The sequence below is a fragment of the Stenotrophomonas sp. YJH_SMC_10 genome (assembly GCF_059371555.1).
In genome coordinates, this window is the sequence record NZ_JCAFUS010000001.1 from 459,301 (window position 1) to 476,305 (window position 17,005).

General features: G+C 66.4%; 9 protein-coding genes. 3 read left to right on the plus strand and 6 right to left on the minus strand.

Annotation, left to right across the window (positions count from 1 at the left end):
• Nucleotides 1-41: 41 nt before the first annotated feature.
• Genes metH through AC5P9C_RS02130 form a run of 3 tightly spaced genes read right to left on the minus strand, consistent with a single transcriptional unit; the run spans nucleotide 42 to nucleotide 4,760 of the window.
• Entirely contained in the window at nucleotides 42-2,726 is a 2,685-nt protein-coding gene (gene metH, locus AC5P9C_RS02120; protein ID WP_343541091.1) for a methionine synthase, read from the minus strand.
• A complete protein-coding gene (locus AC5P9C_RS02125) occupies nucleotides 2,723-3,817 on the minus strand; it encodes a homocysteine S-methyltransferase family protein (RefSeq protein WP_343541092.1) in 1,095 nt (364 codons plus the stop codon). Before AC5P9C_RS02125 ends, metH begins: the two co-directional genes overlap by 4 nt.
• Before the next feature lie 13 nt (nucleotides 3,818-3,830).
• Nucleotides 3,831-4,760 (minus strand): ArsR/SmtB family transcription factor, encoded by a 930-nt coding sequence (locus AC5P9C_RS02130; RefSeq protein WP_049465810.1) that lies wholly within the window; start codon nucleotides 4,758-4,760, stop codon nucleotides 3,831-3,833.
• 153 nt (nucleotides 4,761-4,913) lie between these two features.
• Here AC5P9C_RS02130 and AC5P9C_RS02135 point away from each other — a divergent pair, with 153 nt between their 5' ends.
• Together AC5P9C_RS02135 and AC5P9C_RS02140 are read left to right on the plus strand one after the other, a co-directional pair.
• Entirely contained in the window at nucleotides 4,914-6,062 is a 1,149-nt protein-coding gene (locus AC5P9C_RS02135; RefSeq protein ID WP_049465813.1) for an acyl-CoA dehydrogenase family protein, read from the plus strand.
• A 130-nt stretch (nucleotides 6,063-6,192) separates the two neighbouring features.
• The gene (locus AC5P9C_RS02140) at nucleotides 6,193-6,480 is read left to right on the plus strand and encodes a hypothetical protein (RefSeq protein WP_343541095.1); all 288 of its coding nucleotides are present in this window, start codon (nucleotides 6,193-6,195) and stop codon (nucleotides 6,478-6,480) included.
• Between the two features lie 108 nt (nucleotides 6,481-6,588).
• On the opposite strand, the gene AC5P9C_RS02145 is transcribed toward AC5P9C_RS02140, so the two are convergent.
• Genes AC5P9C_RS02145 through AC5P9C_RS02155 form a run of 3 tightly spaced genes read right to left on the minus strand, consistent with a single transcriptional unit; the run spans nucleotide 6,589 to nucleotide 11,708 of the window.
• Nucleotides 6,589-9,762, minus strand: coding sequence for a multidrug efflux RND transporter permease subunit (locus AC5P9C_RS02145; RefSeq protein ID WP_053504758.1), 3,174 nt, complete (start codon nucleotides 9,760-9,762; stop codon nucleotides 6,589-6,591).
• Nucleotides 9,763-9,777: 15 nt separating this feature from the next.
• Complete coding sequence (locus AC5P9C_RS02150) at nucleotides 9,778-11,052, minus strand: efflux RND transporter periplasmic adaptor subunit (RefSeq protein ID WP_049465818.1); 1,275 nt, start codon at nucleotides 11,050-11,052, stop codon at nucleotides 9,778-9,780.
• On the minus strand, nucleotides 11,052-11,708 hold the full coding sequence (locus AC5P9C_RS02155) for a TetR/AcrR family transcriptional regulator (RefSeq protein WP_049465820.1): 657 nt from the start codon (nucleotides 11,706-11,708) through the stop codon (nucleotides 11,052-11,054). Before AC5P9C_RS02155 ends, AC5P9C_RS02150 begins: the two co-directional genes overlap by 1 nt.
• 250 nt (nucleotides 11,709-11,958) lie before the next feature.
• On the opposite strand from AC5P9C_RS02155, the gene AC5P9C_RS02160 reads away from it, so the two are divergent.
• The gene (locus AC5P9C_RS02160; RefSeq protein WP_053504756.1) at nucleotides 11,959-16,935 is read left to right on the plus strand and encodes an NAD-glutamate dehydrogenase; all 4,977 of its coding nucleotides are present in this window, start codon (nucleotides 11,959-11,961) and stop codon (nucleotides 16,933-16,935) included.
• The last annotated feature ends 70 nt before the right edge of the window (nucleotides 16,936-17,005 follow it).

Below are 17,005 nucleotides of genomic sequence, written 5' to 3' on the forward strand. Positions count from 1 at the left end.
GAATGCATAAACGACTTAATCCCCTCCGTCCCCTTTTTGTGTCATTCGGGGTCGTAGTCGAGGTTGGAGGCGAGCCAGCGCTCGGCCTGGGCGCGGTCCACGCCCTTGCGGCGGGCGTAGTCGCTGACCTGTTCGCGGCTGAGCCGGCCGACCACGAAGTACTGGCTCTGCGGGTGGCTGAAGTAGTAGCCCGAAACGGCGGCCGTGGGCAGCATCGCGAAGCTCTCGGTCAGTTCCATGTCGGCATTTGCTTCGGCCTGCAGCAGGTCGAACAGGCGCCGTTTCTCGCTGTGCTCCGGGCAGGCGGGATAGCCGGGCGCCGGCCGGATGCCGCGATACTGCTCGTCGATCAGGGCATCGTTGTCCAGCGCCTCGGCACGGTCGTAGCCCCAGAATTCAGTGCGCACGCGCTGGTGCAGGCGCTCGGCCAGCGCTTCGGCGAAGCGGTCGGCCAGTGCCTTCAGCAGGATCGCGTTGTAATCGTCATGGTCCGCCTCGAAGCGCGCGACGTGGGCATCGATGCCGATGCCCGCGGTGACCGCGAACGCACCGATCCAGTCCTGGCGGCCGCTGTCGGCGGGAGCGATGAAATCGGCCAGGCAGAAGTCCGGCCGCTCGGCCGGCTTGTCGACCTGCTGGCGCAGGAAGTACAACGTGGCCTCGCCCTGGGGGTGCTGCACGCGCACGTCGTCGCCGACGCTGTTGGCCGGCCACAGGCCGAACACGGCCTTGGCGGTCAGCCACTTCTCTTCGACGATGCGGTCGAGCATCGCGCGGGCATCCTTGTACAGATCGCTGGCCTGGGTACCGACGATCTCGTCGGTGAGGATGGCCGGGAACTTGCCGGCCAGTTCCCAGGCCTGGAAGAACGGCGTCCAGTCGATGTAGTCGACCAGTTCGGCCAACGGGTAGTCGTCGAACACATGCAGGCCGGGCTGGTGCGGTGCCGGTGGCGTGTAACTGTCCCAGCCGCCCTGGAACTTCTGCGCGCGTGCATGCTCCAGCGTGACCAGGCGCTTGGCGTCGCCACGGTTGCGATGGCGCGCGCGGATTTCGGCATAGTCGGCCTCGTTGGCGGCGACGAAGGCCTCGCGCAGGTCGCGCGAGATCAGCGACTGGGCCACGCCCACCGCGCGCGAGGCGTCCTTCACCCACACCGTCGGCGCCTTGTAATGCGGGTCGATCTTCAGCGCGGTGTGCGCGCGCGAGGTGGTGGCGCCGCCGATCAGCAGCGGCAGGTCGAAACCCTGGCGCTCCATCTCGCGGGCGACGTGGCTCATCTCCTCCAGCGACGGCGTGATCAGTCCGGACAGGCCGATCAGGTCGGCATGGTGCTCGCGGGCGGCATCCAGGATCTTCTGCGCCGGCACCATCACGCCCAGGTCGACCACGTCGAAGTTGTTGCAGGCCAGGACCACGCCGACGATGTTCTTGCCGATGTCGTGCACGTCGCCCTTCACCGTGGCCATGATGATCTTGCCGTTGCTCTTGGCGGTGTCACCGCTGCGCGCCTTCTCGGCCTCGATGTAGGGCAGCAGGTAGGCCACCGCCTTCTTCATCACGCGCGCGGACTTGACCACCTGCGGCAGGAACATCTTGCCCGCACCGAACAGGTCGCCGACGATGTTCATGCCATCCATCAGCGGGCCTTCGATCACGTCCAGCGGTCGGCTGGCGGCCTGCCGGGCCAGCTCGGTGTCTTCCTCGACATAAGCGTCCAGGCCGTGCACCAGGGCATGGGCCAGGCGCTGTGCGACAGGCTTCTCGCGCCAGCCCAGGTCCTCCGCCTTCGCTGCGCCCTTCCTGCCCTTGTAACGCTCGGCGATCTCCAGCAGGCGCTCGGTGGCATCGCTGCGGCGGTTGAGGATCACGTCCTCGACGCGTTCGCGCAGCTCCGGCTCCAGCTCGTCATAGATCGGCATGGCACCGGCGTTGACGATGCCCATGTCCATCCCGGCCGCGATCGCGTGGTACAGGAACACCGAGTGGATCGCCTGGCGCACCGTTTCATTGCCGCGGAAGGAGAACGAAACGTTGGAGACGCCGCCGGAGACATGGCAGTGCGGCAGCGTCTGCTTGATGATGCGGGTGGCTTCGATGAAGTCCACCGCGTAGTTGTCGTGCTCTTCGATACCGGTGGCGACGGCGAAGATGTTCGGGTCGAAGATGATGTCCTGCGGCGGGAAGCCGATCTCGTCGACCAGGATGCGATAGGCGCGGGTGCAGATCTCGACCTTGCGCGCGCAGGTGTCGGCCTGCCCGTTCTCGTCGAAGGCCATCACCACCGCAGCGGCACCGTAGCGCAGCACCTTGCGTGCATGTTCGCGGAACAGCGCCTCGCCTTCCTTCAGCGAGATCGAATTGACCACGCTCTTGCCCTGCAGGCACTTCAGCCCGGCCTCGATCACGCTCCACTTGGAGGAATCGACCATCACCGGGATGCGGGCGATGTCCGGCTCGGACATGATCAGGTTGAGGTAGCGGGTCATTGCCGCTTCCGAATCGATCAGGCCCTCGTCCATGTTGACGTCGAGGATCTGCGCGCCGCTGGCCACCTGCTGGCGGGCCACGTCCACCGCCTCTTCGTAGCGGCCTTCCTTGATGAGCTTGCGGAACTGCGCGCTGCCGGTGACGTTGGTGCGCTCGCCGACGTTGATGAACAGCAGGTCCGGTGTGATGACCAGCGGCTCCAGGCCGGACAGGCGGGTATAGGGCGGGGTGCTCATGCGGCCTGCTGCTCCCGGGCTGCGGGCAGGGCGCGCGGCGGCAATCCGGCGACGGCCTGGGCGATGGCGCGGATGTGCGCAGGCGTGGAGCCACAGCAGCCGCCGACCAGGTTCAGCAGGCCATCCTCGGCGAAGCCGCGCAGGGTGGCGGCCATCTCTTCCGGCGTTTCGTCATATTCGCCGAAGGCGTTGGGCAGGCCGGCATTGGGGTGGGCGCTGACGTGGCAGTCGGCGACCTGCGAAAGAGTTTCCACGTGTGGTCGCATCGCCTCTGCACCCAGTGCGCAGTTCAAGCCGATCGACAACGGCCGCGCGTGTGCCAGCGAGGCGTGGAACGCTTCGGCGGTCTGCCCGGACAGCGTGCGCCCGGAGGCGTCGGTGATGGTGCCGGAGATCATCACCGGCAGGCGTGCGCCGCGCGCGTCGAACGCTTCTTCCAGCGCATACAGCGCCGCCTTGGCATTGAGCGTGTCGAAGATGGTCTCGACCATGAGGGTGTCGGCGCCACCGTCGATCAGCCCTTCGATGGCTTCCCGGTAGGTGTCGCGCAGCTCGTCGAAGCTGGTGTTGCGGAAGCCCGGATCATTCACGTCGGGGCTGATCGAGGCGGTGCGGCTGGTCGGGCCGATCACGCCGATCACGAAGCGTGGCTTGCCGGGCGAGGTTGCAGCCACCGCATCGCAGCAGGCGCGTGCAACCGCCGCCCCGGCCTTGTTCAACTCGTACACCAGGTGCTCGAGGTGGTAGTCGGCCTGGCTGACCGAGGTGGCGTTGAAGGTGTTGGTCTCGACCAGATCCGCGCCTGCTTCCAGGTAGGCGGTGTGGATGTCGGCGATGATCTGCGGACGGGTCAGCAGCAGCAGATCGTTGTTGCCCTTCAGATCATGGCCCTCGGGGGGGCCGTGGTCGCAGCCGGGGCCATGTGCATGGTCATAGCCACCGGCGAAGCGCTCGCCCCGATAGTCGTCTTCCTGCAGGCCATGGCGCTGGATCATCGTGCCCATCGCGCCGTCGATGATCAGGATCCGCTGGCGCAGGGCGTCGAGCAGGGCGTTGGCACGATCAGGATGCAACCAGGGCAGGGCAGGCATGGCAGTCTCGGGCTCAGGGCTTGTTGGCGATCAGCGAAATCACTTCGAAGTGCGGCGGACGCTTTTCGCGGGTGACCGTCTCCAGGCTGGACACCTGCAGGCCGGCCTTGTCGACGAACCTGCGCAGTTCCTTGTCGCTGAAGCCAAGGTTGACGTGGCCGTAGGCTTCCACCGCGGCCTTGTGTTCGTGGCGGGCCAGGCTGCACAGCAGCAGGCGGCCACCCGGGCGCAGCACGCGCGCGGCTTCGGTCACCGCCTGCGCCGGCTTGCTGGCGTAGGTCAACGCGTGCATCAGCACCACCAGGTCGAAGCTGCTGTCCTTGAACGGCAGCGCGTGCATGTCGCCTTCGCGCACTTCCACATTGGGCAGGCGGCGCAGGCGCTCGCTGGCGGCGGCGACCACGCGCGCGCTGGTATCGATGCAGATGTAGCGCTTGGCATGGGGGGCGACCAGTTCGGCCAGCACGCCGTCACCGGAGGCGATGTCCAGCACGTCGCCGGTTTCCAGCAGCGGCAACGCGGTGCGCGCCAGGGCCTCCCAGGTGCGGCCCGGCGAGTAGTGGCGCTCCATGTCGCCGGCCACGCTGTCGGCCCAGTTCTGGTCCGAGGCGCGGTGGGCCAGCACGGCGGCAACGCGCTCGGCGTCCTGCCGCAGCAACGGGTCGTCGCTTCCGTTGCTCAGGGCATGCCACAATGCGCGCTGCGCCGGGTCCAGCTGGGCCTCGTCGAAACGGTAATAGGCCGACACGCCGGCACGGCGGTCGCGGACCAGGCCGGCTTCCTTCAGGCGCGCCAGGTGGGTGGACACGCGCGGCTGCGCGAGCCGGGTGATCGCCGACAGTTCGGCCACGGTGAGTTCCTCCTGCTCCAGCAGCGCCAGCAGGCGCACGCGGGTCGCATCGGCGAACACCTTCAGGCGGGTCGACCAGTCTTCCAGATCCATGAATATCTACCTATCGCGATATAGAGATATATTCGCCGAGAAGGCCTCCCGCGGTCAAGTCGGCAGCGTACGGAAACTGCCGGGCCCCGGTACAATCGGGGCACCTGGGCGCGCCGTATGCGGCCCATAACTTCATGTACCCGGGAGGGTGTTGTGGATTTCAGCTTTACCGAAGAGCAGTTGATGCTGCAGGACGTGGCGCGGCGCATCGCGCAGGAGAAGATCGCCCCCAGCGCGGAGCATCACGACCGCACCGGCGAGTTCCCGCTGGACAACATCCGCCTGCTGGGCGAGAACGGCCTGATGGGCATCGAAGTGCCGACCGAATACGGCGGTGCGGGCATGGACCCGGTTGCGTACGTGCTGGCGATGGTGGAGGTCGCCGCCGCCGACGCCGCCCACTCGACCATCATGTCGGTCAACAACTCGCTGTTCTGCAACGGCATCCTCACCCATGGCAGCGAACAGCAGAAGCAGACTTATGTGCGTGCGATCGCCGAAGGCACGGCCATCGGCGCGTTCGCGCTGACCGAGCCGCAGTCCGGCTCCGATGCCACCGCCATGCGCTGCCGCGCGGTGAAGCAGGCCGACGGCACCTTCGTCATCAACGGCAAGAAGAGCTGGATCACCTCCGGCCCGGTGGCGAAGTACATCGTGCTGTTCGCGATGAGCGAGCCGGACAAGGGGGCGCGCGGCATCACCGCCTTCCTCATCGATACCGACAAGGCCGGCTTCGGTCGCGGCAAGACCGAGCCGAAGCTGGGCATCCGCGCCTCGGCCACCTGCGAGATCGAGTTCAACGATTACGTGGCGCAGCCCGAAGACGTGCTGGGCCAGGAAGGCGAGGGCTTCAAGATCGCGATGGGCGTGCTCGATGCCGGCCGCATCGGTATCGCTTCGCAGGCCATCGGCATCGCCCGTGCCGCCTATGAAGCGACCCTGGACTACGTGAAGGAGCGCAAGGCGTTCGGGGCGCCGATCGGTACCTTCCAGATGACCCAGGCCAAGATTGCCGACATGAAGTGCAAGCTGGATGCAGCGCTGCTGCTGACCCTGCGTGCGGCATGGGTGAAGGGCCAGGGCAAGCGCTTCAGCACGGAGGCGGCCGTGGCCAAGCTGACCGCCTCGGAAGCGGCGATGTGGATCACCCACCAGGCGGTGCAGATCCACGGCGGCATGGGGTACTCGAAGGAGATGCCGCTGGAGCGTTACTTCCGTGATGCCAAGATCACCGAGATCTACGAAGGCACCTCGGAAATCCAGCGACTGGTCATCGCCCGCAACGAAACCGGGCTGCGCTGAGACGCAACGGCCGCGCCGCTGCAATGGCGGCGCGGCCAGTAGATCGGCGCCATGCGTGGATGCGCCGTGTTCTTGGCTGAACGATGCCGGATCTGTTCCAATGCAGGCCGTTTCCATCCGGTCTGCACAGATGATCTATCGTGGTTGGGGAATCCTGACACTGGTCACGCCGATCGCAGCGATCCTGCTGCTGGCGTATTTCTTCCCGCACGCAGGCCCCAAGGGCAACATCCCGCTCCCGCAGGTGTTGCTGGGTGCCGGAATTGGCGCGGCGGTGAACGTGCCGCTGGGCCTGTGGCTCAACCGTGCCCCCCGGCAGAAGGGTGAAGTCGCGCCCCATCATTTCTTCTTCGTACCGATGCAGTGGGCCGCGCTGGCTCTGGTGGCAGTGTGCGCGGTGGTCGCGCTGCTGCGCTGAGGCGTTGCCCGAAGCGCGCCAACCAAGGTTGGGATGCATTCGAGAGCAGCGACAACAAAAAAGGCCCCGGATCGCTCCGGGGCCTTTTCGTTTCAGCGCACCGCCGGATCAACGATCCGGGCGGTGGGCGGACTCGGCGTCCCGCTGGCGTTCCATGAACTCCTTCGACGGTTCATCCAGCTTGTCGCCCAGCATGCGGCGCACGACCACGAAGAACACCGGGATCATCAGCAGGCCGAGCAGGGTGGCGAACAGCATGCCGCCGATCACGCCGGTACCGATGGCGTGGCGGGAGTTGGCGCCGGCGCCGGTGGAGATCGCCATCGGGATCACGCCCATGATGAACGCGAACGAGGTCATCAGGATCGGGCGGAAACGCAGGCGGGCCGCCTCGATGGTGGCATCGCGCAGGTTCTTGCCCGCTGCGCGCTGCTCCACCGCGAACTCCACGATCAGGATCGCGTTCTTTGCCGCCAGGCCGATCACGGTGATCAGGCCGATCTTGAAGAACAGATCGTTGGGCAGGCCGCGCAGCATCGACAGGCCGAGGGCACCCAGCACGCCCAGCGGCACGACCAGCAGCACCGCCACCGGGATCGACCAGCTTTCATACAGGGCGGCCAGGCACAGGAACACCACCACGATCGACAGCACCAGCAGCAGCGTGGCGGCATTGCCGGCCAGGATTTCCTGGTAGGACATGCCGGACCAGTCGTAGCCGAAGCCGGCCGGCAGGTCGTCGTTGACGATGCTCTCCATGGTCTGCATCGCTTCGCCCGAGCTGGTGCCCGGGGCCTGCGAGCCGACGATGTTGATCGCCGAGTAGCCGTTGTAGCGGCTCAGCGACGGCGGTGCCGACACCCATTCGGACTTGACCACCGTGTTGAGCGGGATCATCGCATTGGTGCCATCGGCGTTCTGGGTCAGGGTGGAGGGGCTGTAGAAGCTCTTCAGCGACTCCTGGCCGGTGCGGTACGGGCCATCGGCCTGCATGGTCACGCGCTTGATGCGGCCTTCGTAGAAGAAGTCATTGACGTACACCGGAGCCAGCATCAGCTGGATGGTGCTGTACACGTCCGACACCGACATGCCCATCGACTGCGCCTGCACGCGGTCCACGTGCAGCTGCAGCTGCGGGGCGTTCTCCAGCCCGTTCGGACGCACGCCGACCAGGGCTTCAGGCTTCTGCGCGGCCTTGCCCAGCAGGATGTTGCGCGCCTGGGTCAGCTGCTCGTAGCCGGCACCGCTGCGGTCCTGCAGCCACATGTCGAAGCCGCCGAACTGGCCAAGACCCTGCACGGTAGGCAGGTTGACCACGAAGATCTGCGCTTCCTTGATGCCGTAGAACGCGCCGTTCATGTTCTGGATGAACTCCGGCGCGGTGAACTTGCGTTCCTCCCACGGCTTCAGGCGGATGAAGCCCATGCCCACGTTCTCGCCGGAACCGACGAAGCTGAAGCCGGCCACCTGCAGCATGCCTTCATAGCCATCCTGCTTTTCCAGGATGCCGCGCATCTGCGCGAACACTTCGTTGGTCTGGCCCTTGGTCGAGCCCGGGGGCAGCTGCACGATCGCCAGCGCATAGCCCTGGTCTTCTTCCGGCAGGAAGCTGCCCGGCATGCGGGTGAACAGGAAGCCGCACAGCGCGGTCAGCACCACGAACAGGATCATCCAGCGCGGGGCATGGCGCACCGCCGAGGTGATGTGCCCCACGTAGGTGTGGCTGATCTTGTCGTAGTACTTGTTGAAGGTGCGGTAGACGATGTTCGGGTTGTCGTTGTGCGTCGGCTTGAGGAAGGTCGCGCACAGCGCCGGGGTGAAGCCCAGCGCCAGGAACGCCGAGAACGCCATCGAGATGGCGATGGTCAGCGCGAACTGCTTGTAGATCTCGCCGGCGGCACCGCCCTGCAGGGCGGACGGAATGAACACCGCGGCCAGCACGACGGTGATCGCCACCACCGCACCGGTGATCTGGGTCATCGCCTTCTGCGTGGCCGGCTTCGGCGCCAGCCCTTCCTCGCTCATGATGCGTTCGACGTTCTCGATCACCACGATCGCGTCGTCGACCACGATGCCGATCGCCAGCACCATCGCGAACAGGGTCAGCTGGTTGATCGTGAAGCCGATCATCCACATGCCCAGGAAGGTACCGAGCAGGGCGACGGGGATGACCAGGGTCGGGATCAGGGTGGCGCGGAAGTTCTGCAGGAAGATCAGCATCACCAGGAACACCAGCAAGACCGCTTCAAACAGGGTCTTGACCACTTCCTGGATCGAGATCTTGACGAACGTGGTGCTGTCGTACGGCGAGAACCAGGTCACCCCGGACGGGAAGCTGGGCTGCAGCTCGTCCATCTTGGCGCGCACCGCTTCGGCCACGTTCAGGGCGTTGGCGCCCGGCAGCAGCTGGATGGCGAAGGCGCCGGTCGGCTTGCCGTTGTACTGGGTGTCGAAGCCGTAGTTGTTGGCACCGAAGGCGACGCGGGCGATGTCCTTCAACAGCACGCGCGAGCCGTCAGCGTTGGCGCGCAGGATGATGTTCTCGAATTCCTGCGGCGAGCTGAAGCGGCCTTCGGCCGAGACCGTGGCGGTGAAGTGCTGGCCTTCCGGCGACGGGTCCGAACCCAGCGCACCGGCGGCGAACTGCACGTTCTGCGCACGTACCGCGGCCAGTACCTGGCTGGCCGACAGGCCATAGCCCTGCATCTTCTCCGGGTTCAGCCAGATGTTCATGGCGTACTCGGAACCGAACTGCTGGGTGCTGCCGACGCCGGGGATACGCGAGACCTGGTCGAGCACGCGCGAGCCGACGATGTCGTTCAGTGCGTCACGGTTGATGGTCGGGGTATCGGACTGCAGCGCCACCACCATCAGGAAGCCGGCGTTGGCCTTGGCCACCACCACGCCCTGCTGGGTGACTTCCGAAGGCAGGCGTGGCGTGGCCAGCGAGACCTTGTTCTGCACCTGCACCTGGGCGATGTCCGGATCGGTACCGGTCTCGAAGGTCAGGGTGATCTGCGCACGTCCGTTGGAGGCGGACGAGGAGCTGAAGTACAGCAGATGATCGATGCCGGTCAGCTGCTGCTCGATCACCTGGGTGACCGACTTTTCCGTGGTATCGGCGCTGGCGCCCGGGTAGGTCGCCGAGACGGTGACCTGCGGCGGGGCGATGTTGGGATAGGACTCCACGCCCAGGTTGAGGATCGCGATCACGCCGCTGAGCGAGATCAGGATCGCTACCACCCAGGCGAAGACTGGATGCTCGATGAAAAATTTAGGCATGACGGAAGGTTCCCGTTACTGCTTGTTCGAATCGGTGGCGGCCGGCTTGGCCGCATCGGCCTGCTCGGGCTTGGCCGCGTCGGCCGGTGCCTGGCCCGCGGCCGGCGCTGCCGCAGCCGCGGCCGGTGCAGCGCCGCCTGCGGCCGGCTTGCCGCTGGCGTCCTGGCCCGGGGTCCACGGCTTGGCCACGGCCGGTGCACCTTCCTTGACCTTCTGCACGCCGGCCACGATCACCTTGTCACCGGCGGCCAGGCCGTCGCTGACCAGCCAGTTGCCGTTCTGCGCGCCATCGGTCTTCACGTTCTTGCGCACGACCTTGCCGTCGGCGCCGACCACCATCACGTAGCCGCCGTTGGTATCACGCAGCAGGGCCTGCTGCGGCACCAGATAGGCGTTGTTGCGCTCGCCCAGGTTGGCCTGGAAGCTGACGAAGGCACCCGGCAGCAGGATCTGCTGCGGGTTCGGCAGCAGCGCACGCAGCGACACCGCGCCGGTGGCCGGATCGACCGTGGTCGAAGAGAAGTCCAGCGTGCCCGGCTCGCTGTAGGTGCTGCCATCGGCCAGCTTCACGGCCACCGTGGCCTTGCCGTCGCCGGACAGCGCCAGCGCGCCCTTGGCCTGCTGCGCACGCAGCTGGGTCAGCTCATCCACGCTGAGCGAGAAGTTCACATACAGCGGGTCGAGCTGGTCGACGGTGGTCAGCAGGGTCACATCGCCCTGGCCGACCAGCGCGCCCTCGGTGACCTGCTGCTTGTTGGCCACGCCACTGATCGGCGCGGTCACTTCGGCGTAGCCCAGGTTGATCCGTGAGGAGGTCACTGCCGCTTCGGCCTGCTTGACGGCGGCCAGGGCGGTGCGCTCGGCCGATTCGGCGTTGTCCAGGTCGGACTTGGAGACGAACTGCTGCGGGGCCAGCGAGCGCGCGCGATCGGCGGCGACCTTGGCGTTGGCGTAGGTGGCGCGGGCCGAGGCCAGCTGGGCCTCGGAGGCGTTGAGCGAAGCACGCAGCGGCGCCGGGTCGATCAGGAACAGGGTCTGGCCCTGCTTGACCTGCGAGCCTTCCTGGTAGACGCGCTTGAGCAGCACGCCCGGCACGCGCGCGCGCACGTCGGCGCTGCGGAACGGCGACAGGCGGCCGACCAGCTCACGCTGCAGGGGCAGGGTCTGCGGCTTGGCGTCGATCACGCCCACCTCCGGCGGCGGGGGCGTCTGCTGTTCCGGCTTCTTGCAGGCAGCCAGCGCGACAGCAACGGCGCACGTCAGGGCAAGGGTGCGGAGTGGGGCGGTCATCAGGAGGAACTCCGGGGTTGGTTTGTAGACGGGGCCGGCGACGGCTGTGGCGCGAACGCGCGCAGGAAGCTGTCGACGGAGAACTCTGCCCAGCGCCGACGCAGCAGTGCGTCATCACGATGGGGCGTATGGAAGCGCTGTTTGTCGAAATCCTGACCGGCGATCATGCTCAGCAGCAGTTCGGCCATGAAGTGCGGGTCGTCATGCCGGAGCTGGCCTTGCATGCAAACGGTTTCAATCCATTCAGCAAGATGAAGCGTCAGCGCGCCGGCACCATGCCGGTAAAGCGTACGCGCCTCTTCGGGAAACTGGGACGCCTCGGCGGCGATCAGCCGGCAGGCCTGGCCCACGTGCGGTTGGTTGAAATGCTCCAGGAAGTCGGTGGCGAACTGGAGCAGGCTGGCACGCAGGTCGTCACCGCGGAGTGCACGAAGCATGGCCCCGGTGGCGTGGCCGACATGGCGCTGCATCACCCGGCGCAGCAGTTCCTGCTTGCTGCCATAGCGCGAATACAGGGTCTGCTTGGAACAGCCGGCCTGCTGGGCGACCGCCTCCATGCTCATCTGCATGCCCTGCCGGGCCAGCAGGTCACGCACGGCATCGAACACGCGCTGGTCACGCGCGTCGAGGGCAACGGGGAGGTAGGCCGGGTTCACGCGGTGGACTATACCGTCCAGTTCAGGATTGTGGAATGCAATCCGCGTCGCCGCGTGTGTCTTCCGGTAACACGTTTTGCCGATCCTGCCGGCAGTGCCGAAATGGTCGCCACGCCCATACCGGTGCGAACTGAATAGGCGTCTAAACCGCAGCAAACCCGAATCTGCTTATTCCGTCCTGCAGCAAGGCCTTTTCGCGCCGTAGGGCTACAATTTCATTTTCCCAACTGAGCAAGCGCATCGCTCTGCCATGAAACCGCAAAAAACCGCAGCCAAGACCGTGAAAAACAAGACGAAACCAGCAGAGTCGGAGGTCGCAGTGACCGCTGGTTTCTCCCTGGAGCCGGTGTACACGGCCTTGCGCAAGCGCTACCCCGCGGCCGCACAGGCCGAAGCAGTGGCCTTTGCCACTGACTTCTACAAGCGCATGGAGTCGGACGAGTTCCCGCACCACAGCGCTGAAGAGTGGGCCGCTCTCGCGGCTGAGACGCTGGAATTCGCCCGTGCCCGCAAGGCCGGCAAGGCCAACGTCCGCGTGTTCAATCCGACCGCGAAGGCCAACGGTTGGGAATCGCCGCACACCGTGCTGCAGATCGTCAACGATGACATGCCGTTCCTCGTCGATACGGTCACCATGTCGCTGGCCGAGCAGGGCGTGGGCGTCCACGTGCTGGGCCACCCGGTGCTGCGCTTCACCCGCGACAAGGCCGGCAAGCTGGTCAAGGTCGGCGAGGGCGATGCCGAGTCGGTGATGCTGCTTGAGATCGACCGCCAGCCGGCCGACGCCATGGCCGCCATCGAACAGGCCATCAACAAGGCGCTGGACGAAGTACGTGCGATCGTGCGCGACTGGCAGCCGATGAAGGACAAGGCGCTGGCGCTGGCCGACGACCTGGGCAGCCGCCAGCTGCCGGTCGACGCGGCGTCGCGCAAGGAGGCGCAGGAGTTCCTGCGCTGGGCCGCCGACAACCACTTCACCTTCTTCGGCTACCGCGAGTACCGCGTCGAGAAGCAGGGCAAGGAAGAGGTGCTGGCGCCGCTGAACGACACCGGCCTGGGCCTGATGCGCGGCAAGGACAAGTCCGCCGCCCGTCCGGTCAAGACCCTGGCCGCGCAGGGCCTGAACACCACGTCCGGGTTGAAGGACGCGCTGATCCTGACCAAGACCAACGCCCGTTCGCGCGTGCACCGCGCCGGTTACATGGACTACATCGGCGTGCTGGAATTCGACGCCAAGGGCAAGATCATCGGCGAGCAGCGCTTCCTCGGCCTGTTCACCTCCAGCGCCTACAACCGCCGCCCGTGGGAAATCCCGCTGGTGCGCCAGCGCCACGAGCACGTGATGAAGCAGTCGGGCCTGGCCCCGGCCAGCCACAGCGGCAAGGCCCTGCGCCACATCCTGGAAACCCTGCCGCGCGAAGAGCTGTTCCAGTCCAGCGAGGACGAACTGTTCCGCACCGCGATGGGCGTGCTGGGCCTGCAGGAGCGCGTGCGCAGCCGCCTGTTCCTGCGCCGCGACAAGTACAGCCGTTTCATCTCCGCGCTGGTCTACCTGCCGCGCGAGCGCTTCAACACCGACGTGCGCCTGCGCATCGAAGCGATGCTGAAGGACGCACTGCACGGTGAGTACGTCGACAGCTCGGTGGTGCTGGGCGAATCGCCGCTGGCGCAGGTGCACCTGATCGTGCGCCCGAAGCCGGGTGAGATGCTCGACGTCGATACCGCCGACCTGGAGCAGAAGCTGGCCCAGGTGCTGCGCAACTGGCAGGACGACCTGCGCGAAGCGCTGGTGGCCCGCCACGGCGAGACCGAAGGCCTGCGCATCGCCGCCCGCATCGGCAAGGCACTGCCGGCCGGCTACATCGAAGACAACAGCACCGCGGTTGCCGCCAACGATGTCAGCCAGCTCGATGCCCTGACCGGCCCGGACGACCTGCGCCTGAGCCTGCAGGCCGTGCCGCGCGAAGGCGGCGATGGCCTGCGCCTGAAGCTGTACCGCCAGCTGGACGACATTCCGCTGTCGGACGCGCTGCCGATGATGGAGAACATGGGCCTGCGCGTGATCGCCGAGCGCCCGTACCGCCTGACGGTCGACAACGCCCCGGTGTACGTGCAGGACTTCGAGGTCGAGTCGACCGCCGGCGCGATCGATGCCGCCAGCGTCGACGAGGCTTTCGGCGAGACCTTCGCCCGCGTCTGGCATGGCGACGCCGAGAACGACGGTTTCAACCGGCTGGTGCTGGCTGCCGGCCTGCACTGGCGCCAGGTCGCCATGCTGCGTGGCTACTGCAAGTACCTGCTGCAGACCGGCGTGCCGTTCTCGCAGGCGTACGTGGAAGGCACCTTCGCGCGCTACCCGCTGCTGGCACGCCTGCTGGTGGAACTGTTCGAAGCCCGCTTCGATCCGGCCACCGGCCACGAGAGCAAGGATGACATCGCCGCCGGCCAGGCCCAGCTGAAGGCCCACTTCGATGTGCTGGCCGCTGGCGACGACGCCACGCTGAAGGTGCTCAAGAGCGTGGTCGATGCCCGCAAGGGTGACCGCGACGCGCAGATGCAGGCCGCGCGCGATGCGCTGCTGAAGCTGATGGACCGCGTGTCCAGCCTGGACGAGGACCGCATCCTGCGCTCGTTCATGGGCGTGATCGACGCGACCCTGCGTACCAGCTACTACCAGACCGATGCCAACGGCCAGCACGGCCATGTCATCAGCTTCAAGTTCGATTCGGCGCTGGTGCCGGACCTGCCGAAGCCGCGCCCGTACCGCGAGATCTTCGTCTACGGCCCGCGCGTGGAAGGTACCCACCTGCGCTTCGGCGCGGTCGCCCGTGGCGGCCTGCGCTGGTCGGACCGTCGTGAGGACTTCCGTACCGAAGTGCTGGGCCTGGTCAAGGCACAGATGGTCAAGAACACCGTCATCGTGCCGGTCGGCGCGAAGGGCGGCTTTTTCGCCAAGACCCCGCCGGTGAACGGCGACCGTGATGCGATCTTCGCCAACGGCGTGGCCTGCTACAAGCTGTTCATCCAGGGCCTGCTGGACATCACCGACAACATCGTCAACAACAAGATCGTGCCGCCGGTGGATGTCGTGCGCCACGACATGGACGATCCGTACCTGGTGGTGGCGGCCGACAAGGGCACCGCGACCTTCTCCGACATCGCCAACGGCCTGGCCATCGCGCACGGCTTCTGGATGGGCGATGCGTTCGCCTCGGGTGGCTCGGTGGGTTACGACCACAAGGGCATGGGCATCACCGCGCGCGGCGCGTGGGAATCGGTCAAGCGCCACTTCCGCGCCCTGGGCCGTGACAGCCAGAGCCAGGACTTCACCGCAGTCGGCGTCGGCGACATGTCGGGCGACGTGTTCGGCAACGGCATGCTGCTGTCGCGCCACATCCGCCTGGTGGCTGCATTCGACCACCGCCACATCTTCCTGGACCCGAACCCGGACGCGGCCACGTCGTTCGTCGAGCGCGAACGCCTGTTCACCCTGCCGCGTTCCAGTTGGGCTGATTACGACACCAAGCTGATCAGCAAGGGCGGCGGCGTGTACCCGCGCAGCCTGAAGTCGATCGAGATCACCCCGCAGGTGCGCGAAGCGCTGGGCCTGGACGAGAACGTCAAGGCGCTGTCGCCGAACGATCTGATGAGCGCGATCCTGAAGGCTCCGGTCGACCTGTTGTGGAATGGCGGCATCGGTACCTACGTCAAGGCCGCCAGCGAGCAGCACAGCGATGTCGGCGACCGCGCCAACAACGCGCTGCGCGTGAACGGTGGCGAGCTGCGCTGCAAGGTGGTGGGCGAGGGCGGCAACCTGGGCATGACCCAGCTGGGCCGCATCGAGGCTGCCCAGGCCGGCGTGCTGCTCAACACCGACTTCATCGACAACTCGGCCGGCGTCGATACCTCCGACCACGAAGTCAACATCAAGATCCTGCTCAACGATGTGGTGCGGGCCAAGAAGCTGACCGTCGAGCAGCGCAACAAGCTGCTGGCGTCGATGACCGACGAGGTCGCCGAGCTGGTGCTCAACGACAACTACCGCCAGAACCAGGCGCTGAGCCTGATGGAGCGGATGGCGGTCAAGCGCCTGGGGTCCAAGCAGCACTTCATCCGCACCCTGGAACAGCAGGGCCTGCTCGACCGCCAGATCGAGTTCCTGCCGTCCGATGCCGAGCTGTCGCAGCGCAAGGCACGCGGCCAGGGCCTGACCCGTCCGGAGCTGTCGGTGCTGCTGTCCTATTCCAAGCTGGTGGCGTTCAACCAGCTGCTGGATTCGGACATTCCGGAAGATCCGTACCTGTCCAAGGAGCTGCAGCGCTACTTCCCGACCCCGCTGCAGAAGAAGTACGCCGACGCGATGGAGCGTCACCGCCTGAAGCGCGAAATCATCGCCACGGCCGTGACCAACCAGACCATCAACCGCATGGGCGCCACCTTCCTGATGCGCATGCAGGAAGACACCGGCCGTTCCATCGCCGAGGTTGCCAAGGCCTACACCATCAGCCGTGAAACGCTGGATGCACGTGCACTGTGGGCGCAGATCGACGCGCTCGACGGCAAGGTGCCGGAGTCGGTGCAGATCGACGCACTGGAAGTGATCTGGAAGCTGCAGCGTTCGTTCGTGCGCTGGCTGCTGTCGCGCCCGGGCGCGATGCCGGGCATCACCGAGGCGGTCAACCGCTACCAGGGTCCGTTCAACGACATCCGCGTTGCTTCGGGCGTGCTGCCGGATTCGCAGCGTCCGACCTACGAAGCCCTGGTGGCCGAGTGGAAGGAAAAGGGCCTGCCGTCCGCGCTGGCGCAGCAGCTGGCCGAACTGCACTTCCTGGAGCCGGCGTTCGACATCATCGAGCTGGCCCGTACCCGCAAGCTGAAGCCGGTTGACGTGTCCAAGGTCCACTTCCGCCTGGGCGATGCCCTGCAGCTGCCGTGGCTGTTCGAGCAGGTCGACGCGCTGGAGGTCAACGGCCGTTGGCATGCGGTGGCACGTGGCGTGCTGCGTGACGAACTGGCGGCCAACCACCGCAACCTGGCAGGCCAGGTGCTGGGCACCAAGGGTGGCAGCGCCGAAGCCAAGGTGGCGGCCTGGATGGGTCGCGATGACAACAGCCTGCGCTTCACCCTGGCGATGCTGGCCGAACTGGCCGAGCAGAAGACCCTGGACTACCCGACCGTCTCGGTCGCGGTGCAGCGCCTGGGCCAGCTGGCCGCGCATGGTGCGTAAGTGAAGTAGTGCCAGGCCATGCCTGGCATGCGTGAACCGGAACGGCCCCGCGAAAGCGGGGCCGTTCTGC